Genomic DNA, 19,781 nt, shown 5'->3' with positions numbered 1-19,781 from the left:
GCCGCTCGCGCCACCGACGGTCCGGGGAGTCCGGGCGGTCACGGCAGCCCGACCGGTCTGTCCGGCCGGCTCGCCGCGCGGTCGCCCGCCCGAGCCCCTAGCATCCACCAGGCGACTGACACAACCCCGCGGCGTCCACCAGGAGTTGTGCCGACTGTGGCGATCCCCGCCATGTCGCGGACCCCTCACCGCCACCTACGGTTCCGGGACCCCAAGACACCGAGGGAGCCGCCATGTCGTCCCATCCCATCGCCTCCGCGGCGGGGCCCGCGAACGGGCCCGCCCGCCGAGCCGTCGGCCCGTCGCGGCCCGGAGCCCGACGCCGACCGGCCGCGGCACGCGCCGCGGGAGTGGCCGCCGCGCTGCTCGCCGCGCTGTTCGTCACCGCCGTGCCCGCACCGGCCCGCGCGGCGGCAACACCCCAAGAAGTGACGGGATTCGGCTCCAACCTGGGCAACCTGCGCATGTTCCGTTACGTGCCTCCGGGACTGGCCGATGGACGCCCCGTCGTCGTGGCCCTGCACGGCTGCACCCAGAACGCCGCCACCTATGCGGCCGGCACCGGCTGGACGCGGCTGGCCGACACGTACGGGTTCACCCTCGTCCTCCCGCAGCAGCAGACGACGAACAACATGAAGTCGTGCTTCAACTGGTTCGAAGCCGGTGACACCCGGCGGGACTCCGGAGAGGCACTGTCGATCAAGCAGATGGTCGACCGCGCGCGACGGGACAACGGCTCGACGGGCGCCTACGTCAGCGGCCTGTCGGCCGGGGGAGGGATGACCTCCGTCATGCTGGCGGCCTACCCCGACGTCTTCTCGGGCGGGGGAATCATCGCCGGGCTGCCCTACGGCTGCGCCACCTCGGTGGCCTCCGCCTTCACCTGCATGAGCCCCGGCGTCGGGAAGAGCCCCCAGGAGTGGGGAGACAAGGTCAGGGCGGCCTTCCCGGCGTACTCCGGGCCGCGCCCGAAGGTCTCGATCTGGCACGGCACCACGGACTCGACCGTGAAGCCCCTGAACGGCACCGAACTCATGGAGCAGTTCACCAACGCCAACGGCACCGATCAGACACCGGACACCACGGACACGGTCGGAGGTTACCCCCACCGGGTCTACGGCGGCACCGTGGAGACCTACCAGATCACCGGCATGGGGCACGGCCAGCCCGTCGACCCCGGCACCGGCCCGGCCCAGTGCGGGACCGCGGCCGCCTACATCCTGGACGTGAACATCTGCTCCGCGTACCACCTCGTCCACTTCTGGGGCATCGACGACACCGCCTCGCCCACGCCGGACCCGAACTAACCGGAAGCGCTGCCCGACCGTGCCGCCCGCCCGGCACGGCGGGCGCGCCACTCGGGCACGCGCGCGTACGTCCAGGCCGAAGCGGCCACCAGGGCCGTGCCCAGCAGTACCCCGCCCACCACGTCCGACAGCCAGTGCACCCCGAGATAGACACGAGTGAAGCCCACGCCGAGCACCGACAGCACGCTCACCGCCAGCGCGGCACGCACCTGGCGCCATGCCGCGCCGTGCAGCCACAGCAGCCACACCAGCAGCCCGCAGGTCACCGTCGCGGTCAGCGCGTGGCCGGACGGAAAGGCCTGGAAGTGGGCGGTGGCCACCGGGTCCGGCCAGTGCGGGCGGTCCCGTCCCACCGCCGCCTTGAGGCTCTGCTGCAGAGCCGTTCCCAGCGCCGAGGTGGCGACGATCCAGAGCGCGAGCAGCCGTCGGCGCCGCCACAGGAGCCAGAGCGTGGTCACGGCGAGCGCCGTGCGCATCGTCCACGGGTCCCACAGCCAGTCCGACAGCAGCCGGACGACGTGCGTCCACCCGTCGTGCGTCACCGCCACCGGATGCAGGGACTGCGCGACCCGCCGGTCCAGCGAGTCCAAGGGCTGCCACCCACTGCCGACCAGCACCAGGAGGACGACGAACAGGGCACAGAGCACGGCCGCGGAGCGGAGCCACACGGAGCGCGTGGGCCGGGCCGGGGCGGCGCGCGGAGCGGAGGGGCGCGTGGGAACCTGCATGATCAGATCGTCGCCCGTCCCGGCGTCACCAAACCAGAACCGGAACACCGGACACCCCGACGGTGGGACGCCCCACGGGAACGCGACCTCAGCCCGGTGTGCCGAGCCCCAGCGCCCTGAGCCCCGGCGCGAAGGTCACCAGCAGCGGCACGGCCGGCACCAGCGCCGCCGCGGCCGTGAGCCGCAGCCGCCGCGCCGCCGTCAGCCGGGGGGCGGGCTCCAGCAGCCGGTGGACCCGGCCGGGCACCTGCGAGAGGGGGGACGGGCAGGGGCCGAACACACCGCTTTCCTCATTGAGTTCGACGAGTGCCAGAGCGGTCGTCAGCCGTCCGAACCGGCGCGAGGCGGCGTCGTCCGCGGCCAGCTCGACCAGGTGATGGACCTGGTCGCGGAAGGCCGCGAACACCGGCACCTGCGGAAAGCCGTTCGCCAGCGCCGACGAGCAGTGCAGCAGCCAGTCGTGCCGGGCGCGCGCGTGTCCCTGCTCATGGGCCAGGACCGCGTCCAGCCGTGATCCCTTGAGCCGCCGCAGTGCCCCTGTCGTGATCACCAGATGCGGTGCGGCACGGCCTCGTAGCCACCAGGCGTCGGGCCGGTCGCCCTCCAGCACCGTCAACCGTCCCGCGCCGGGCTCCTCGCCGGGCAGCAGGGGCGAGCGCACGAGCAGCTCCGCCTGGCGCCGCCGGTGCCGCAGACGCGCCCAGTGGACCTCGCGGGTGAGCATCGCCGCCGTCCAGACCGCGCCGCACGCCAGCGTCACGGCCATGGGTGCCGCCCACGACCCGTAGGCGGTCAGGGCGTAGGCCTCGATGACACCGCGCGGGGCCAGGGCGAAGACGTGGCCGCGTACGGCCTGCCAGGCCGCGGCGGCGCTCAGCGCCATGGCGAGCACACAACAGAGCAGTACGGCCGCGACGACGCATTGCCACACCCACAGCGCCACGACGGGTTCACGGTCGGGCCAGCCGGCGCGGGTCAGCAGGCGCGGCGCCATGACCGCGGTCAGAGCGGCGAGGACCAGCAGCGCGAGCGGGACCATCATGGCGGTCAGCCTATGAGCGCGCGACCGCCCCGGGTACGCTCCCGCGAACGAAGTGACGCACGCCACGCGCACGACGACGACGCGGACCGCCGCCGTGCCACCGGCACCCCGCCGACCCGGCCGCCAACCCGGCCGCCGACCCGTCCGGCGGCCCCCGGCGGCCCGTCACAGGGTGAGCAGCATCGCCAGCATGCCCATGCCCATGGTCAGCCGGCAGGCGTTGGTCACCTCGGGCCGCCACTGCCAGCCCGGCCGCAGCCGGCCATCGGCCCACGCGGCCTCACCGGACGGCTCGGCCATCACCGGAACCAGCCCGGCCACCGTCCGCACGACGTACACGGCGAAATACACGAGCAGCAACCCGGTCAGCAGGGGAGTCCCCGCCGGTTCGTGCGAGGTCCCCGCGTGCCCGTCGATGGGGGCGCCCGTCATCGCGAGCGCCATATAGACCATCGCGAACGCGCCGACGGCGTGGTGCAGATGGTGGGCCTCCGCACGCTCCCGGGCCAGCAGCAGCGCGCGCAACCCGCCGGTCGCGAACACCACGGCGAACAGCGGCGCCCCCCACGGCCTGGTGTCCAGCGCCGCGGCCGGCACCGCCATCGCCGCCATGCCCAGACCCATCAGCGCGTCCCCGTGTGCGGCCCGGCGCTCCCCCGCCGCGCCGGCCCGCACACTCAGGAGGCAGTACGCGCCCGTCGCGGCGCACAGCGCCACCAACAACCACCCGACCAGCGGCGGTCCGTGCACGGCACACCTCCATGGACGCGCACACTTACCTCCGGAGGATGCCCACCGGAGCAGCGTCACACGGGAGCGCACAGGCGCAAAAAGGGGAGCACGGACCGATACGGCCATGCGCCCGCGCTGCGCCGGAGCGCCCGCGCACAGCCGGCGCACGGATCCCGGCCCCGCGGACGCCCCCCGACCTCCCCCGCCGCCCTAGATCCCCGGGCGATACCGCATGGGGTGGTCCTCCGGGACCTCCACCACGGCGATGCGCACCCCGTCCGGATCGGCGATCCACATCTCCACCAGCCCCCACGGCTTGCGCTCCGGGGGCTCCAGCACCACGACCCCCTGCCGCCGGAACTCCTCGTGCGCCGCCTTCGCGTCCGCGACCTGCAACCACAGCTCCAGGCCGGGGGCGGGCGGATCGGTGGCGCGGCCCGAGACCTCCAGGAATCCGCCGCCCAGGAAGTAGACGATGCCGCGCTCGGGGCCGGTGCCGAACTCGCGGTAGACCGCGAGCCCCAGCGTCCGCCCGTAGAAGTCCCGCGAACGCTCCGGGTCGGTCGGCCTCAGTAGCACCCTGCTGCTCAGTACGTGCACCATGCTCGCGACTGTACGCACACCTCACCGGGTTAGGGTCATAAGGGCAGACAACCGTACGGAGAGGACCCCGGGAACATGATGGAAACCGCCGGCAGCCGCACCGCCGAGCCCACCTTCCGGGCGGCCACCGTCGCGGACGTGCCCGCCCTGGTCGAGCTGGTCGAGTCGGCCTACCGCGGTGACGACAGCCGGGCGGGCTGGACGACCGAGGCCGATCTGCTGGACGGCCGGCGGACCGACCCCGACGGGGTCCTGGCCGTGGTGACCGACGAATCCAGCATCCTGCTCGCGGTGGAGCGGGACGGCGAGATCGTCGCCTGCTGCCAGCTCGAACACCGTGGTACCCACGCCTACTTCGGGATGTTCGCGGTCCGCCCCTCGCTGCAGGGCTCCGGGCTCGGCAAGGTGATCATGGCGGAGGCCGAGCGGACCGTCCGGGCCGAGTGGGGCGCCCGGGAGATGCACATGACGGTCATCCGGCAGCGCGACGAACTCATCGCCTGGTACGAGCGCCGCGGCTACCGGCGCACCGGCCGGATGTCCCCCTTCCCCTACGGCGACGAGCGCTTCGGCATCCCCCGGCGCGACGACCTCGAGTTCGAGCTGCTGGTCAAGGAACTGCCGTAAGGGTCCTGCCGTGTATGGGGCCCGCATGAGGCCCGTATAAAGCCGTAGGACGGCGGGCGGCCGGCCCGAGGGGGGACACCCACCCGGGCCGGCCGCCGTCTCCTCACAGCCGGCCGGCCTCCACGAGCCGCCGCAGGAAGCGCCGGGTGCGCTCCTCGCGCGGCTCGCCGAAGACCTCCGCGGGGGTCCCGCGCTCCAGCACCACCCCGCCGTCCAGGAAGCACACCTGATCGGCGACGTCCCGCGCGAACCCCATCTCGTGGGTGGCCAGGACCATGGTCATGCCCTCCTCCTTGAGGTCGCGCACGACGCTCAGCACCTCGCCCACCAGCTCCGGGTCGAGCGCCGCGGTGATCTCGTCGAGCAGCAGCAGCCGGGGCCGGCCGGCCAGGGCCCGCACGATCGCCACGCGCTGCTGCTGACCGCCGCTGAGCCGGTCCGGGTACTCGCCCGCCTTGCCGTCGAGCCCCAGCCTCCCCAGCAGCTCCCGCGCCCGCTCCTGGGCCTCGGCGCGCGGCACGCCGTGCACCCGGCGCGGGGCGAGGGTGACGTTCTCCAGCACGGTCATGTGCGGGAAGAGGTTGTAGGCCTGGAAGACGACACCGATCCGGCGGCGTACCGTGTCGGGGTCCACCCGGGGATCCGTGATGTCCTCGCCGTCGAGGAAGATCGCGCCGTCGTCGATCTCCTCCAGGAGGTTCGCGCACCGCAGCAGGGTCGACTTGCCCGAGCCGGACGCCCCGATGAGCGCGGTCACGGTATGCGGGGGCACCTCCAGGTCCACGTCCCGCAGCACGACGGACCGGCCGAACGTCTTGCGGACGGACTCCAGCCGCAGCACGGCGTCCGTGCCCGGGCCGGTGCCGGCGGTGGCATCCGCGGTGGTCATACGATCCCTCCCTGCGCCCGGCGGCGGTCCATCCGCGCGGTGATCCAGTCGGTGAAGCGGGTCATGGGAATGGTGAGGGCCACGAAGATCAGGCCGGCGAGCACGTACGGCGTGTAGTTGAAGCTCTTGCTGGAAATGATCTGCGCCGCGTAGACCGCGTCGACGGCACCGGCGATCGAGACGAGCCCGGTGTCCTTCTGGAGCGAGACCAGGTCGTTGAGGAGCGGCGGTACGACCCGGCGTACGGCCTGCGGGAAGATGACGAACCGCAGGGTCTGGCGCCCCGTCAGGCCCAGCGAGCGGGCCGCGGCACGCTGGCTGGGGTGCACGGACTCGATACCGGCACGGAAGACTTCGGCGACGTACGCGGAGTAGGTCAGCACCAGCGCCGTGCCGCCCAGGAGGACGGGGTCGGTCGTCACCCCGCGCAGTCGCAGCGCCGGCACGCCGAAGACGACCAGCAGCAGGCAGATGATGAGCGGCAGCCCGCGGAAGAAGTCCGTATAGGCGGTGGCGAGCGCGCGGAGCGGGAAGAACACCGGGCCGCGCAGGGTGCGGGCGACGGCGATCAGCAGACCGAGGACGAGGACCGCCGCGCCGCAGACGAGCAGCAGCCGGAGGTTGAGCAGCAGCCCGTCGAGGATCTTCGGCAGCGCCTCGCGGGCGTAATGGGCGCTGAAGAACGTCTGGCGGGTGCGGGGCCAGCCGGGGGAGTTGACGACGAGGAGGACGAGCGCGATGCCCGTGACCAGGGTGCTCCCGGCCGCGATGGCCGTGGCCCGGCGGGCCCGGGCCCGTTTGAACCGCTCCCGCTCGACGCGCCGCGCCGACGGCACGTATCCCTCGCCCCCGCCCGCGTCGGAGGCACCGGCGCCCGCTCGCTCGACGAGCGACGGGGACGTGCCGGGGGACTCGTCGCACGCCTTGCCCGCCGGATCCTCCGGCGCCGTGTTCTCGACCGTCACTTGAGCACCGGGGCGTCCGCGGCCTCGGAGAGCCACTTCTTCTCCAGACGGTTCAGGGTGCCGTCCTTGCGCAGCGAGTCGACGGCGTCGCCGACGCAGGGCGTGAGCGCACTGCCCTTGTCGAGGACGAGGCCGAACCGCTCTCCCTCGCCGCCCTTGGCCGCCTTGGCGTCGAACTGGCCGACGATCTTCGCTTCCCGCACCTCCGCGGAGGTGATGTAGAAGGCCGTGGGCAGGTCGACGACGATCGCGTCGACCTGGCCGTTCTTGAGCGCGGTCTTGGCGAAGTCGTTCTTCTGGAAGACGGCGGCCGGCCGGTCGGGCTTGATGACGTCGTTGAGGACGTCCAGGCTCGTGCTGCCCACCTGGGCGCCGAGTTTGGCGCCTTTGAGGCCGGCGACGGTCGTGGCCTTCGCCGCGGGGGAGTCCTTGAGCGCGATGACGGCCTGGCGCACGTCGTAGTAGCCGGGGGAGAAGTCCACGGCCCGGCGGCGTTCGTCGCTGATGGAGATCTGGTTGAGGTCGAAGTCGAACTTCTTCTTCCCCGGGGCGAAGGAGTTCTGGAAGGGAACGGTCTGCCAGATCACCTCGGACCGGTCGTAGCCGAGCCGCTCGGCGACGGCGTACGCGACGGCCGACTCGAAGCCCTTGCCGGACGAGGGGTCGTCGTCCTGGAACCAGGGGGCGTACGCGGGCTTGTCCGTGCCCACGGTCAGCTTCCCCGCGGTCTCGGTGGCCAGCTTCCCCTTCACACAGGAACCTTTGGCGGGTGCGGCGCCGGACGCCGCCTCGGAGGTCTTCGCGTCGGAGTCGTCCTGAGGGGCGCAGCCGGCGGCCGCCGCGCACAGCAGGGCGGCGGTGACGGCCAGGAGCCGGGGGCTGCGGACATATCGGTGCTGAGGGGCGACGGGCATGGCGGGAGACTGGCAGCGCGCCGGGTGATCTGTCCAGGTCATGCCACGAACGGTCCGAATAGCGGAAGACTGTTGCCGGTTCATGAACACTCATGAACACGCCCCGGCCGGGGTAGACATCCGGGAGACGGGGTGACCATGGCCGAAAATGACCGCTCAACCACCGGGGCTGATGTGCCAGAAGTGACAGGATCCCGCGTCTGAGACATGCCGGTCGCGGGGCGGCAGGAAAAATAGCGGCTCAACCGGGGGGTTCGCAGGATAATTTATCGCCACTCCCCTTGAGGCGAAGAACCTGGCACGGATACGGTGTCTTAACACCAGGTTCTCCTGAGGAGGGGTAGCCATGACGGAAATCCTTGCGCCGATAGCGGCAGAGGCCAACATTTTGTCCGCGGAGCGGGTGGTGGGCCACCCGGCCTGGGCCACGCTCAAGGACGCCGTGGAGGCTATTCGGCCTTGGCAGTCCGCGGACGGTTCCATCGACCTCACGGCCGAGGGCGCACCACCGGGCGAGATCGTCCGGGCCGAGGTCGACCGCGTCATAGCGGCCGTCGGGGAGCTCTCCCCCCTCGTGCCCCACGACGCCGAGTACCACGCCGCTCTCGCCGCGGACCTGCGCCGCTGGGCCGACACGGGCTTCGGCGTGCCGGACTTCCTCGACTCCCTGCTGGCCTTCCGGCCCGCCGCGCACCGCGCCGACGGCCTCCAGCACCTCGTGGTCTTCCCCATGTACACGCAGAACGGCAACCCCGACCGGAACCTGGAGGCCGTCGCGCTGCGCGTCGTATGGCCGGAGTGGCTCTCCGAGCTGGAGCGCACCCGCTACGACAATCCGCTCTTCCTCGGCATCACCTTCGAGGACTTCACCTCCGGCTACGACACCCACTCCGCGGTCCTCTTCCCGGAGACCATCGCCGTCCGCGAGGCCCCCGAGCGCTTCACCTGGGGCGGGATCTTCTGTGACCGCGAGGCGGCCCGCTTCCGCGCCGTCACCGAGGCGGCCGTCGACACCCTCGGCCTGGAGCTGCCCGCCGACATCCGGGACATGGTCGGCGACCAGCACCGCTGCGAAGAGGCGTTCGTCCTGTGGGACATGGTCCACGACCGCACCCACAGCCACGGCGACCTGCCCTTCGACCCCTTCATGATCAAGCAGCGGCAGCCGTTCTGGATGTACGGGCTGGAGGAGCTGCGCTGCGACCTCACCGCCTTCAAGGAGGCCGTGAAGCTGGAGGCCGACGGCTACTCCCAGGGCCGCGACGTGCAGTACGCCGTGCTCTTCGACCGGATGTTCCGTTTCCCCCTCTCCGGTGACCGCGTCCGCAACTACGACGGTCTCGGGGGCCAGCTGCTCTTCGCCTACCTGCACAAGCACGACGTCGTACGCTGGACGGACAACACCCTCCACATCGACTGGCAGCGTGCCCCGCAGGTCACCAACCAGCTGTGCGCCGAGATCGAGAAGCTCTACCGCGACGGGATCGACCGCCCCAAGCTCGTCCACTGGTTCGCCGCCTACGACCTGGTCTCGACCTACCTCTCCCCGCACCCCGGCTCCGTGTGGGCCAAGGGCCCCGACGCCCTGGACCTCTCCCAGCCGCCGCGCAAGCTCGTGGACGACGTGCTTCCCGACGAGTTCCCGCTCAGCATGTTCTATGAGGCCCTTGCCAAGAAGCTGCGCGGCGTGATCGCCTCGACCAAGGGGATCACCGCGACGCGCGAGCAGGTGGCCGCGTGAGCACGTCCGAGAGTGAGGCGACGACCATGAGCACTGCGACGAACGGCAATGGCCGGCTGGACGGGGCCGTCGTGGCGGTGGCGGGAGCCGCCGGTCCGGCGGGCCGCGCCGCCCTGCTGCGCCTGGCCGAGGCCGGGGCGACCGTCGTCGCCTCCGACGCGGACGCCGCACGTCTGGCGGAGGCCGTCGACGCCGCCCGTTACGCCCATGGCGGCGCCACCGTCACCGGCGACACCGTGGATCTGCTCGACCTCGAGGCGACCCGCGCCTGGGCGGACCGCACGGAGAAGGAGTTCGGCCGCATCGACGGGCTCGTGCACCTGGTGGGCGGCTGGCGCGGCTCCGCCACCTTCGCCGAGACCGACATCGCCGACTGGGACCTCCTGGAGAAGCTGCTCATCCGCACGGTGCAGCACACCTCCCTGGCCTTCGAAGGCCCCTTGGCACGCAGTGGCAACGGCCGCTACCTGCTCATCAGCGCCGCGGGCGCCAGCCGGCCCACCGCGGGCAACGCCGCCTACTCCGCCTCCAAGGCCGCCGCCGAGGCCTGGACGCTCGCCCTCGGCGACGCCTTCCGCAAGGCGGGGGGCGAAGAGGGCCCGTCGGCCGCGGCTGCCATCCTGGTGGTCAAGGCACTGGTGCACGACGCGATGCGCGCCGAGCGCCCCAACGCGAAGTTCGCGGGCTTCACGGACGTCACCGACCTGGCCGAGGCCATCGTCGACGTCTGGTCCAAGCCCGCCCAGGAAGTGAACGGAACCCGTCTGTGGCTGACTCCGCAATCGTGACCCCGGCGACCGACGCCATACGCCGGCACGACCCCGAACTGCGCGGCTTCGCCAGTGACAACTACGCGGGCGCGCACCCCGAGGTCCTGGCGGCGCTCGCCCTCGCCAACGGCGGCCACCAGGTCGCCTACGGCGAGGACGACTACACCACCCACCTCCAGGACGTGATGCGCGCCCACTTCGGGCCGACCGCCGAGACCTTCCCGGTCTTCAACGGAACGGGTGCCAACGTCGTCGCCCTCCAGGCGGCCACCGAGCGGTGGGGCGCGGTCATCTGTGCCCAGAGCGCGCACATCAACGTCGACGAGTGCGGCGCCCCCGAGCGGGTGGGCGGCCTCAAGCTGCTCACTGTGCCCACCGAGGACGGCAAGCTCACCCCCGCGCTGATCGACCGCGAGGCGTTCGGCTGGGACGACGAGCACCGGGCCCAGCCCCAGATCGTCGCGATCACCCAGACCACCGAGCTGGGCACCTGCTACACCCCCGAAGAGATCCGGGAGATCTGCGACCACGCCCACGAGCGCGGCATGAAGGTCTTCCTCGACGGCTCGCGGATATCCCACGCGGCGGCCACGCTGGGCCTTCCGCTGCGGGCCTTCACCACCGACGCCGGAGTGGACCTCTTCTCCTTCGGCGGCACCAAGAACGGCCTGCTCTTCGGCGAGTGCGTCGTCGTCCTCAACCCGGACGCGGTGCGGGCGATGAAGCACCTGCGCAAGATGTCGATGCAGCTCGCCTCCAAGATGCGCTTCGTCTCGGCCCAGTTCGAGGCCCTGCTCACGGGCGACCTGTGGCTGCGCAGCGCCTCGCACGCCAACGCCATGGCCACGCGCCTGGCCGAGGGCGTACGGGACGTCGACGGCGTCGAAATCCTGTATCCGGTGCAGGCCAACGGCGTCTTCGCCCGGCTGCCGCACGATGTGGCCGTGCGCCTGCAGAAGCGTTACCGCTTCTACTTCTGGGACGAGCCGGCCGGCGTCGTCCGCTGGATGTGCGCCTTCGACACCACCGAGGCCGACGTGGACGCCTTCACCGCGGCGGTCGCGGAGGAGATGGCCAAGTAGCCCCTCGCGTCCCGCGTGCCCGGACCAAGGCCCCCGGCCGTCGCACAGACGGCCGGAGGCCCTTCGTGGGCCTGTTGTCCGCACCACCGCTGCGCGGCGGTTGTCCTCAATCGCCGGACGGGCTTGATATGGCTGACCTCAGCCAAAACCAGCCCGTCCGGCGATTGAGGACGCGCCCGCAGGGCGCCCGCCGCCGCGCGCGGCAGGATGGCCCGCCGTCAACGCGCCCCGGACGCGACTAGCGCTGACGGTCGAGCGCCGCGGCCTCCGCCGGGGTCGGGGCCGTGCCGCCGAGGTGGGACGGTATCCACCAGGTGTCGTCCGGCCCCTTGGGGCGTACGGGATAGGCGCGCTGGGCCGCCTCCAGCAGGTCCTGGACCCGGGCCCGGACGCGCTCGGTGACGGTGTCCGCGTGCTCGGCGGGGTCGGCCGGGATCGGCTCGCCCACCCGCATCGTGATCGGGATGTGATGGCGCCCCAGATCACGCTTGTGACCCTTGGTCCACAGCCGCTGCGTGCCCCACAGGGCCATCGGCAGCACCGGAACCCCGGCCTCCTGGGCCAGCCGGGCCGCCCCCGACTTGAAGTTCTTCAGCGTGAACGACTGGGAGATCGTCGCCTCCGGGAAGACTCCGATGATCTCACCCGAACGCAGCGCCTTCAGAGCGTGCTTGTACGCGTCCATGCCCGCCGCGCGGTCCACGGGGATGTGCTTCATCGCCCGCATCAGCGGGCCCGACACCTTGTGCCGGAAGACGGACTCCTTGGCCATGAAGCGCACCAGACGCTTGGCCGGGCGGGCGGCCAGCCCGCAGAAGACGAAGTCGAGGTATCCGATGTGGTTGCTCACCAAGACCGCCCCACCGCGCTGCGGAATGTGTTCGCTGCCCTGGATGTCGAAGCGCAGATCGAGCGCCTTGAACATGGTGCGGGCGGCGCCGATCACCGGGGGGTAGACGAGTTCTGCCATATCGGGGAATCCTTCTGGGCCTGGGGAGGGGTGTCCCGGCTGAAGTTACGCGGCCGTAGGTTTCTCGGCTTCCGGCAGATCGTGCCTGAATGCCCGGCCTGTCGGCCAGCGAGGACGCCCCGCAGAACGGGAGATTCTCATCACGTCGGCCGGAATCCGGTATAGCCGAAGGTACACCGGGGATCCGGCGCGGACACCGCCCGTACCGAACCGGGCTGCCCGTGCCCCGGCGCCGGGGCGCCCGGCCCCGGGGCACGGGCGGCCCGGGCGGGAAATTTCTCCGGGCCCCGCGGCGCTGCACACGGGAGATCGGACACAGGTCCGGACGGTGAGCCGACGATGAGCTGACGGCGACGACGGAGGGACGCGGGTGCGCGGGCGGGGCCTTGAGAACGGGCGGGAGCGGCTGAGCGCCGCCGACATCGGCGCGCGGGAGCTGGGGGAGCGGGCCACGCTCGTGCAGTTCTCCAGCGCCTTCTGCCAGCCGTGCCGGGCGACCCGGCGCACCCTGGCCGAGGTCGCCGCCATGGTCGACGGGGTGGCGCACGTGGAGATCGACGCGGAGGCGCGGCTGGAACTCGTACGCGCCCTGGGGATCACCGGTACGCCGACCGTCCTCGTCCTCGACGCGGACGGCGTCGTCGTGCGCCGCGCCGCCGGTCAGCCGCGCCGGGCCGATGTCATCGCGGCCCTCGGCGAAGCCGTGTGACCCGTGATCCGCCTCCCATCTGCCCGGCCGCCCTTGACGCTCCGTCCCCCGAATCGTCACTGTGACGCTATGTGGCCCGGAACCCGCCTTCACCGACGAGCGCACGTGGATCCCTCGCGGACTCCGAGCGCGTGCTGTCCGAGCCCGTGAGCGGCATCGACCGCACGCTCCCGGCTCGCACCCCCAGCAAGAAGGACAGCTCCATGACGGCCTCATCCCCACCGGGCACCACCCACCTCGCCACCCCCGAACTGCTGCGCTCCGTCTTCCGGCGGCACGCGGCCGGTGTCGCCGTGATCACCGCGCCCGGCCCCCGCCCGGTCGGCTTCACCGCCACCTCCCTGACGTCCGTGGCCGCCGAACCCCCGCTCGTCTCCTTCGGGATCGGCACGGGCTCCTCCAGCTGGCCCGTGGTCGCCGAGGCCGATCATGTCGGGGTGCACATACTCGGCGAGCACCAGCGCGAGCTGGCCGGCACCTTCGCCCGCAGCGGCGCCGACCGCTTCGCCCCGCCCACCCGGTGGCGCACCGGCCCCGAGGGCGTGCCGCTGCTCGACGGCGTACTGGCCTGGCTGGTCTGCCGCGTCGTGGCCAGGGTGCCCGCCGGTGACCACCGGATCGTGCTCGCCGAGGCGGTCGCCGGCGACCCCGCCGGGGCGGGCCGCCCGCTCCTCTACCACCAGGGACGCTTCAACGGTCTGCGGGACTGAGACGTCCCGTATTTCCCGCGTTGGACAGATCACAGTTCACCGGCCTTGCGCTCGGGGAACACGCTGGATGTACTGGCGAGTAACATTCTGGTCGGAGCGGAGTCCGATCCAACCGGAATCCGCCCCACAAGGCGCCTATGCTGCCTGCACAAGGCAGCTACGAAGAGACGATGCAGTAGGAGAGCCGGCGTGAGCTTGAGGATCGTTGTCTGTGTGAAGTACGTGCCCGACGCCACCGGCGACCGGCACTTCGCCGAGGACCTGACCGTCGACCGCGACGACGTGGACGGCCTGCTCTCGGAGCTCGACGAGTACGCGGTCGAGCAGGCGCTGCAGATCGCCGACGAGGCGGACGACGCGGAGATCACCGTGCTGACCGTGGGCCCCGAGGACGCCAAGGACGCGCTGCGCAAGGCGCTGTCGATGGGCGCCGACAAGGCCGTCCACGTCGAGGACGACGATCTGCACGGCACCGACGCGCTCGGCACCTCGCTGGTGCTCGCCAAGGCCATCGAGCACGTCGGCTACGACCTGGTCATCTCCGGCATGGCCTCCACCGACGGCGGCATGGGCGTCGTCCCGGCGATGCTCGCCGAGCGCCTCGGCGTCCCGCAGGTGACCCTGCTCTCCGAGGTCGCCGTCGCCGACGGCAAGGTGACCGGCCGCCGTGACGGCGACGCCGCCAGCGAGCAGCTGGAGGCCTCCCTCCCGGCCGTCGTCTCCGTGACCGACCAGTCCGGCGAGGCCCGTTACCCGTCCTTCAAGGGCATCATGGCCGCCAAGAAGAAGCCGGTGGAGTCGCTGGACCTCTCCGACCTCGGCCTCGAGGCGGACCAGGTCGGTCTCGACGGCGCCTGGAGCAAGGTCGACGAGGCCACGGAGCGCCCGGCCCGCACGGCCGGCACGATCGTCAAGGACGAGGGCGAGGGCGGCAAGCAGCTCGCCGAGTTCCTCGCGGGCCAGAAGTTCATCTGACCGCCTTCGGGCCCGGGGCCGCGGTGTCGCCTTTCGACGCCACCACCCCCGGGGCCGCGGCGGATCCGAGCTTCCCCCGGTCCGTACGAACCGTCACCCGCCCCTCTTTTTCTCGCAGGAGAACACCCCATGGCTGAAGTCCTCGTTTACGTCGACCACGTGGACGGTGCCGTCCGCAAGCCCACCCTCGAGCTGCTGACCCTCGCCCGCCGCATCGGCGAGCCCGTCGCCGTGCACCTCGGTGCCGGTGCCGACGCCGCCGCGCAGGTGCTCGGCGAGTACGGCGCGGTCAAGGTCCTCACCGCCGACGCCCCCGAGTTCGCCGACTACCTCGTCGTCCCGAAGGTCGACGCGCTGGCCGCCGCCTACGAGGCCGTCTCCCCGGCCGCCGTGCTCGTGCCGTCCTCCGCGGAGGGCAAGGAGATCGCGGCCCGCCTCGCGGTCCGTATCGGCTCCGGCATCATCACCGACGCCGTCGACCTGGAGGCCGGCGACGAGGGCCCGGTGGCCACGCAGTCCGTCTTCGCGGCCTCGTACTCCACCAAGTCCCGCGTCACCACGGGCACCCCGGTCATCACCGTCAAGCCCAACTCCGCCGCCCCCGAGGCCGCCCCGGCCGCGGGCACCGTCGAGCAGCTGTCCGTCTCCTTCGGCGAGCTGTCGACCGGCACCAAGGTCGTCTCCCGCACGCCGCGCGAGTCGACGGGCCGCCCCGAGCTGACCGAGGCCGCGATCGTGGTCTCCGGTGGCCGTGGCGTCAACGGTGCCGAGAACTTCCCCGTCATCGAGGCGCTGGCCGACTCGCTCGGCGCGGCCGTCGGCGCCTCGCGTGCCGCCGTCGACGCCGGCTGGTACCCGCACACCAACCAGGTCGGCCAGACCGGCAAGTCGGTCTCCCCGCAGCTGTACGTCGCGGCGGGCATCTCCGGTGCGATCCAGCACCGGGCCGGCATGCAGACCTCGAAGACGATCGTCGCCATCAACAAGGACGCCGAGGCCCCGATCTTCGAACTGGTCGACTACGGCGTGGTCGGCGACCTCTTCGAGGTCGTCCCGCAGCTGACGGACGAGGTCAAGGCCCGCAAGGGCTGACCCTCTCCCGGTCACGCTCCTGTCCGCCGCCGAGGTCCCCGTACGCGTCCCGCGTACGGGGACCTCGCGCGTACCGCGCCGGGCACCGGGGGCGTCCCGGGGGTGTTGACCCCCGGCCGGGGGCGCCGATAGCTTCCCGCTACGGATAGTTGATTCCGTAAAGCGGAAACTGACGGGCCGGAGGGTGTGCGATGAGGCAGCACGAGACGGTGGCCACGACGTTCGCGTCCTCGGTGCGCGAGGCCGTCGGCGCGTCACTCGCGGACGTCGACGCGGAACTCGCCCGCCGCTACCCGGGAGATCCGGGCACCCGGCAGCCCGTCCACACCGTCTACGTCCCCGCCGACGCCTTCGCCGCCGGCACCGTCCGCTCCTGGGGCGACCAGGCGCTCGCGGCCCTCGACGAACACGCGCCCGACGCCGCCGCGTTCGCCGCCGTCCTCGGGCTGCGCGGCGAGCTGGCCGACGAGGTGTACGCGCGTGTTCGCGACAAACTGTCACATGAGCCCGTCGAAGACCTGCGCGTCGACTTCGAGGACGGTTACGGCCCGCGCCCCGACGCCGAGGAGGACGCCGACGCCGCCCGCGCGGCACGGCTCCTGACCGCCGCCCGCGCGGACGGTACGGCGACCCCCTACGCGGGTATCCGGATGAAGTGCCTGGAGGCGGCCGTCCGCGACCGGGGCATCCGCACCCTCGACGTCTTCCTCACCGCGCTGATGGAGGCGGGCGGCCTGCCCGAGGGGCTCGTCCTCACCCTTCCCAAGGTCGGCTTCCCCGAGCAGGTCGCCGCGATGGCCGATCTGGCCGAGGAGTTCGAGAAGGCACACGGCCTCGACGCGGGACGGATCGGTTTCGAGATCCAGATCGAGACCACCCAGGCGATCCTGGGCGCCGACGGCCGCGCCACCGTCGCCCGTCTGATCGATGCCGCCCGGGGCCGCGCCACCTCCCTGCACTACGGCACCTTCGACTACAGCGCCGCCTGCCAGGTCGCCGCCGCCCACCAGGCCCCCGACCACCCGGCGGCCGACCACGCGAAGGCCGTCATGCAGGTCGCGGCGGCGGGCACCGGGGTGCGTCTCTCCGACGGTTCGACCAACGTCCTGCCCGTCGGCCCGACGGAGCGGGTGCACGACGCCTGGCGGCTCCACCACCGTCTCGTACGCCGGTCCCTGGCCCGCGCGTACTACCAGGGCTGGGACATGCACCCCGCACAGCTGCCGACCCGCTACGCCGCCGTCTACGCCTTCTACCGCGAGGGCCTGGAGCGGGCCGCCGCCCGGCTGGTCGCCTACGTCGGCCGCTCCGGCGGCGAGGTGATGGACGAGCCCGCCACGGCCCGGGCGCTCAGCGGCTATCTGCTGCGCGGCGTGGACTGCGGTGCCCTGGACACGGCGGAGGTGGCCCGGCTGACCGGGCTGACGCTTGCCGACCTCGACCGGCTCGCGGGGCGCGCGGCGCGGACGTGACCGAGCGGGGGGTCCGCTGGGAAGCGCGGATCAGTCGTCGGCGGGCGGGAGTTCGCCCGAGCCGCGCACGATGAGGCGGGTCGGCAGCTCCACGCGCCGCGGTGGCTCCTCGACCCCGTCCAGCCGTCGGAACAGCCGCTCGGCGGCCGCACGGCCCAGGCGCACGGCGTCCTGGGCGATCACGGTGAGTCCGGGGGAGAGCAGGTCGGCCAGTTCGAGGTCGTCGAAGCCGACGAGGGCGACGGGGCGGGGCCGGCCGGCTATGACGCGGACGACGGTGGCCGTCACCCGGTTGTTCCCCGCGAACAGGGCGGTGACCGGCCGGGGCCCGGTGAGCATCCGGACTGCTTCGCTCCGTACCCGCTCGGGGGCGGTGGGGCCCAGCGACACCCAGGTGTCGTCGACGGGCAGCCCGGCGGCCGTCATCGCGGCCCGGTAGCCGCGCAGTCGCTCGGTGGCGGTGTGGATGCCCGGCTGGTCGCCGAGGAAGCCGATGCGGCGATGACCGTGGGCGATGAGGTGGGCGACGCCGTCGCGGGCACCGCCGAAGCTGTCCGAGAGCACCACGTCGGCGTCTATCAGCCCGGCGGGACGGTCGACGAACACGGTCGCGACGCCCGCCGCGATCTCCGGTTCGAGATAGCGGTGGTCGTGCCCGGCCGGGATGACGATCAGGCCGTCGACCCGGCGGGCGCACAGGGCGAGGGCCAGCTCGCGCTCGCGCTCCGGGTCCTCGGCGCTGGAGCCGTTGATCAGCAGCGTCCCATGGGCGCGCGCGACCTCTTCGACGGCCCGGTTGAGGGGCGCGTAGAAGGGGTCGGCGAGGTCCTCGAGGACCAGGCCGATGGAGGCGGTGCGGCCCTTGCGCAGGATCCGGGCGCTGTCGTTGCGGCGGAAACCGAGGGCGGTGATCGCGTCCTGGACCCGCCGCTCGGTGTCGGGGGTGACGCCGGGCTCGCCGTTCACGACCCGCGAGACGGTCTTCAGCCCCACCCCGGCCCGGGCCGCCACGTCCTTCATGGTCGGACGGGCGCCGTAGCGGGGCGGCGGGCGGTGGGCGGTGTCGGCCACGGTGGCATGTCCTCCGTCGGGGTTCCGCGGTGCGGCGGGTGACGTCGAGCATAGAGCCTGGACAACGTTGTCAACACCGGCGAGACTGAACCTCCCGCCACCCCCCCACACCACGTTCACCAGGAGAGACACCCCCATGCGCACCGCACCCGACGACCTCGTCGCCGCTCTCGACATCGGCGGCACCAAGATCGCCGGGGCGCTGGTGGACGGCCGGGGGCGGCTGCGCACGCGCGCGCGACGGCCGACGCCAGCCGGGGAGGACGGCGCGACGGTGATGGGCGCGGTCGCGGCCGTGCTCGACGAACTCCGGCAGAGCGCGCACTGGCCGGGCGTCCGGGCCGTGGGCATCGGCAGCGCGGGGCCCGTCGACGCCTCGCGCGGGACGGTGAGCCCGGTCAATGTGCCCGGTTGGCGGGACTTCCCCCTCGTCGCCGAGGTGGCGGGGCGGGCCGACGGGAGGCCGGTGGTGCTGGTCGGCGACGGGGTCGCGATGACCGCCGCCGAGCACTGGCAGGGCGCGGCCCGAGGGCGGGCCAACGCGCTCTGCATGGTCGTCTCCACCGGCGTCGGCGGAGGTCTGGTCCTGGGCGGCCGTCTCCACACCGGCCCGACCGGCAATGCGGGACACATCGGTCACATCAGTGTCGACTTCGACGGTGACCCGTGCCCGTGCGGGGCCCGCGGCTGCGTCGAACGCCTCGCGAGCGGCCCCAACATCGCCCGCCGGGCGCTGGAGGCGGGCTGGCGTCCGGGCCCGGACGGCGACCGGAGCGCCGCTGCCGTCGCCGTGGCCGCCGCAGCGGGTGATCCCGTCGCACGCGCCTCCTTCGCCCGGGCGGCGCAGGCGCTGGCCGCCGGCATCGCCGCGACCGCGACGCTCGTCGAGATCGAGGTCGCCGTGGTGGGCGGCGGGGTCGCCGGAGCGGGCGAGGTGCTCTTCGCCCCGCTGCGGGAAAGTCTGCGCGACTACGCCACGTTGTCCTTCGCCTCCCCGGTGCGGGTGCTCCCCGCCCGGCTCGGCCCGGACGCGGGCCTCGTCGGGGCGGCAGCGGCGGCGGCCCAGCACGTGGGGCTGTGGGAAGGGGCGGTCGGGAGCCGGCCCGCCGCGGGCTCCGCCACCTAGGGCGTGTCCGGCGGGTCTTCGGCTGCGGGCCGTCGTTGCCGCCTCTCGCCTGGCCGGCGGGTCTTCGACTGCGGGTCGTCGTTGCCGCCTCTCGCCTGGCCGGCGGGTCTTCGACTGCGGGTCGTCGTTGCCGCCTGCGGCGGCGGGCGCCCTGCGGGCGCGTCCTCAATCGCCGGACGGGCTGGGTGTGGCGCTGAATCCAGCCGCGAAGGGCCGGGCGCGCGCCATGCCGCTCGCACGCGTTTTCGTGGCAGGG

The 19,781-nt window shown here is 72.7% G+C and carries 20 protein-coding genes; 11 read left to right on the top strand and 9 right to left on the bottom strand.

Annotated features, from left to right (window positions below; all coding sequences use genetic code 11):
- The first annotated feature begins 233 nt into the window (after positions 1 to 233).
- Positions 234 to 1,307: an extracellular catalytic domain type 1 short-chain-length polyhydroxyalkanoate depolymerase gene (locus ACZ6MA_RS07865; protein ID WP_469431922.1), complete on the top strand. Its 1,074-nt coding sequence runs from the start codon at positions 234 to 236 to the stop codon at positions 1,305 to 1,307.
- On the opposite strand, the gene ACZ6MA_RS07860 is transcribed toward ACZ6MA_RS07865, so the two are convergent.
- The 4 genes from ACZ6MA_RS07860 to ACZ6MA_RS07845 all read right to left on the bottom strand — a co-directional run bounded on the left by ACZ6MA_RS07860 (position 1,304) and on the right by ACZ6MA_RS07845 (position 4,412).
- Positions 1,304 to 2,035: a phosphatase PAP2 family protein gene (locus tag ACZ6MA_RS07860; RefSeq protein WP_469431920.1), complete on the bottom strand. Its 732-nt coding sequence runs from the start codon at positions 2,033 to 2,035 to the stop codon at positions 1,304 to 1,306. The genes ACZ6MA_RS07865 and ACZ6MA_RS07860 overlap by 4 nt on opposite strands.
- Positions 2,036 to 2,123: 88 nt before the next feature.
- Positions 2,124 to 3,077 carry a M56 family metallopeptidase gene (locus tag ACZ6MA_RS07855; RefSeq protein WP_469431919.1) on the bottom strand — a complete coding sequence of 318 codons (954 nt, stop codon included), beginning with the start codon at positions 3,075 to 3,077 and terminating at the stop codon, positions 2,124 to 2,126.
- Positions 3,078 to 3,242: 165 nt separating this feature from the next.
- Positions 3,243 to 3,827 carry a DUF5134 domain-containing protein gene (locus ACZ6MA_RS07850; RefSeq protein ID WP_469431918.1) on the bottom strand — a complete coding sequence of 195 codons (585 nt, stop codon included), beginning with the start codon at positions 3,825 to 3,827 and terminating at the stop codon, positions 3,243 to 3,245.
- 192 nt (positions 3,828 to 4,019) lie between these two features.
- Entirely contained in the window at positions 4,020 to 4,412 is a 393-nt protein-coding gene (locus ACZ6MA_RS07845; RefSeq protein WP_469431917.1) for a VOC family protein, read from the bottom strand.
- A 78-nt stretch (positions 4,413 to 4,490) separates the two neighbouring features.
- Here ACZ6MA_RS07845 and ACZ6MA_RS07840 point away from each other — a divergent pair, with 78 nt between their 5' ends.
- Positions 4,491 to 5,039, top strand: coding sequence for a GNAT family N-acetyltransferase (locus tag ACZ6MA_RS07840; protein ID WP_469432290.1), 549 nt, complete (start codon positions 4,491 to 4,493; stop codon positions 5,037 to 5,039).
- Positions 5,040 to 5,142: 103 nt separating this feature from the next.
- Here ACZ6MA_RS07840 and ACZ6MA_RS07835 read toward each other — a convergent pair whose 3' ends face one another.
- The 3 genes from ACZ6MA_RS07835 to ACZ6MA_RS07825 all read right to left on the bottom strand — a co-directional run bounded on the left by ACZ6MA_RS07835 (position 5,143) and on the right by ACZ6MA_RS07825 (position 7,807).
- Positions 5,143 to 5,928, bottom strand: coding sequence for an amino acid ABC transporter ATP-binding protein (locus tag ACZ6MA_RS07835; RefSeq protein ID WP_469431916.1), 786 nt, complete (start codon positions 5,926 to 5,928; stop codon positions 5,143 to 5,145).
- Positions 5,925 to 6,764, bottom strand: a complete 840-nt coding sequence (locus ACZ6MA_RS07830; protein ID WP_469432289.1) for an amino acid ABC transporter permease — start codon at positions 6,762 to 6,764, stop codon at positions 5,925 to 5,927. The genes ACZ6MA_RS07835 and ACZ6MA_RS07830 overlap by 4 nt, the downstream gene beginning before the upstream one ends.
- Before the next feature lie 125 nt (positions 6,765 to 6,889).
- The gene (locus tag ACZ6MA_RS07825; RefSeq protein WP_469432287.1) at positions 6,890 to 7,807 is read right to left on the bottom strand and encodes an ABC transporter substrate-binding protein; all 918 of its coding nucleotides are present in this window, start codon (positions 7,805 to 7,807) and stop codon (positions 6,890 to 6,892) included.
- A gap of 346 nt (positions 7,808 to 8,153) precedes the next feature.
- On the opposite strand from ACZ6MA_RS07825, the gene ACZ6MA_RS07820 reads away from it, so the two are divergent.
- From ACZ6MA_RS07820 to ACZ6MA_RS07810, 3 genes are read left to right on the top strand one after another with little or no spacing between them, the layout of a single operon-like run.
- Positions 8,154 to 9,548 (top strand): DUF6421 family protein, encoded by a 1,395-nt coding sequence (locus tag ACZ6MA_RS07820; protein ID WP_469431914.1) that lies wholly within the window; start codon positions 8,154 to 8,156, stop codon positions 9,546 to 9,548.
- Positions 9,549 to 9,574: 26 nt separating this feature from the next.
- Positions 9,575 to 10,336 carry an SDR family NAD(P)-dependent oxidoreductase gene (locus ACZ6MA_RS07815; RefSeq protein WP_469431913.1) on the top strand — a complete coding sequence of 254 codons (762 nt, stop codon included), beginning with the start codon at positions 9,575 to 9,577 and terminating at the stop codon, positions 10,334 to 10,336.
- Positions 10,330 to 11,400: a threonine aldolase family protein gene (locus ACZ6MA_RS07810; protein WP_469432286.1), complete on the top strand. Its 1,071-nt coding sequence runs from the start codon at positions 10,330 to 10,332 to the stop codon at positions 11,398 to 11,400. The genes ACZ6MA_RS07815 and ACZ6MA_RS07810 overlap by 7 nt, the downstream gene beginning before the upstream one ends.
- A 238-nt stretch (positions 11,401 to 11,638) precedes the next feature.
- On the opposite strand, the gene ACZ6MA_RS07805 is transcribed toward ACZ6MA_RS07810, so the two are convergent.
- Positions 11,639 to 12,370 (bottom strand): lysophospholipid acyltransferase family protein, encoded by a 732-nt coding sequence (locus ACZ6MA_RS07805; protein WP_469431912.1) that lies wholly within the window; start codon positions 12,368 to 12,370, stop codon positions 11,639 to 11,641.
- A gap of 370 nt (positions 12,371 to 12,740) precedes the next feature.
- On the opposite strand from ACZ6MA_RS07805, the gene ACZ6MA_RS07800 reads away from it, so the two are divergent.
- The 5 genes from ACZ6MA_RS07800 (at position 12,741) to ACZ6MA_RS07780 (ending at position 17,328) form a co-directional block, all read left to right on the top strand.
- Entirely contained in the window at positions 12,741 to 13,079 is a 339-nt protein-coding gene (locus ACZ6MA_RS07800; protein ID WP_469431910.1) for a TlpA family protein disulfide reductase, read from the top strand.
- A 203-nt stretch (positions 13,080 to 13,282) separates the two neighbouring features.
- A complete protein-coding gene (locus ACZ6MA_RS07795) occupies positions 13,283 to 13,789 on the top strand; it encodes a flavin reductase family protein (RefSeq protein ID WP_469431909.1) in 507 nt (168 codons plus the stop codon).
- 189 nt (positions 13,790 to 13,978) lie between these two features.
- Positions 13,979 to 14,764 (top strand): electron transfer flavoprotein subunit beta/FixA family protein, encoded by a 786-nt coding sequence (locus ACZ6MA_RS07790; RefSeq protein WP_469431908.1) that lies wholly within the window; start codon positions 13,979 to 13,981, stop codon positions 14,762 to 14,764.
- Between the two features lie 129 nt (positions 14,765 to 14,893).
- Positions 14,894 to 15,856 carry an electron transfer flavoprotein subunit alpha/FixB family protein gene (locus tag ACZ6MA_RS07785; RefSeq protein ID WP_469431906.1) on the top strand — a complete coding sequence of 321 codons (963 nt, stop codon included), beginning with the start codon at positions 14,894 to 14,896 and terminating at the stop codon, positions 15,854 to 15,856.
- A gap of 191 nt (positions 15,857 to 16,047) precedes the next feature.
- On the top strand, positions 16,048 to 17,328 hold the full coding sequence (locus ACZ6MA_RS07780; protein ID WP_469431904.1) for a DUF6986 family protein: 1,281 nt from the start codon (positions 16,048 to 16,050) through the stop codon (positions 17,326 to 17,328).
- Positions 17,329 to 17,358: 30 nt separating this feature from the next.
- Here the strand turns inward: ACZ6MA_RS07780 and ACZ6MA_RS07775 are convergent, their stop codons facing one another.
- Positions 17,359 to 18,348 carry a LacI family DNA-binding transcriptional regulator gene (locus ACZ6MA_RS07775; RefSeq protein WP_469432285.1) on the bottom strand — a complete coding sequence of 330 codons (990 nt, stop codon included), beginning with the start codon at positions 18,346 to 18,348 and terminating at the stop codon, positions 17,359 to 17,361.
- Positions 18,349 to 18,535: 187 nt separating this feature from the next.
- Here ACZ6MA_RS07775 and ACZ6MA_RS07770 point away from each other — a divergent pair, with 187 nt between their 5' ends.
- Positions 18,536 to 19,525, top strand: a complete 990-nt coding sequence (locus ACZ6MA_RS07770) for an ROK family protein (RefSeq protein WP_469431903.1) — start codon at positions 18,536 to 18,538, stop codon at positions 19,523 to 19,525.
- Positions 19,526 to 19,781 lie beyond the last annotated feature (256 nt).

Source organism: Streptomyces sp. NPDC042259 (assembly GCF_055582085.1).
The sequence above is the reverse complement of the archived record's forward strand: the minus strand, read 5'-3'. Positions and strand labels throughout refer to the sequence as shown.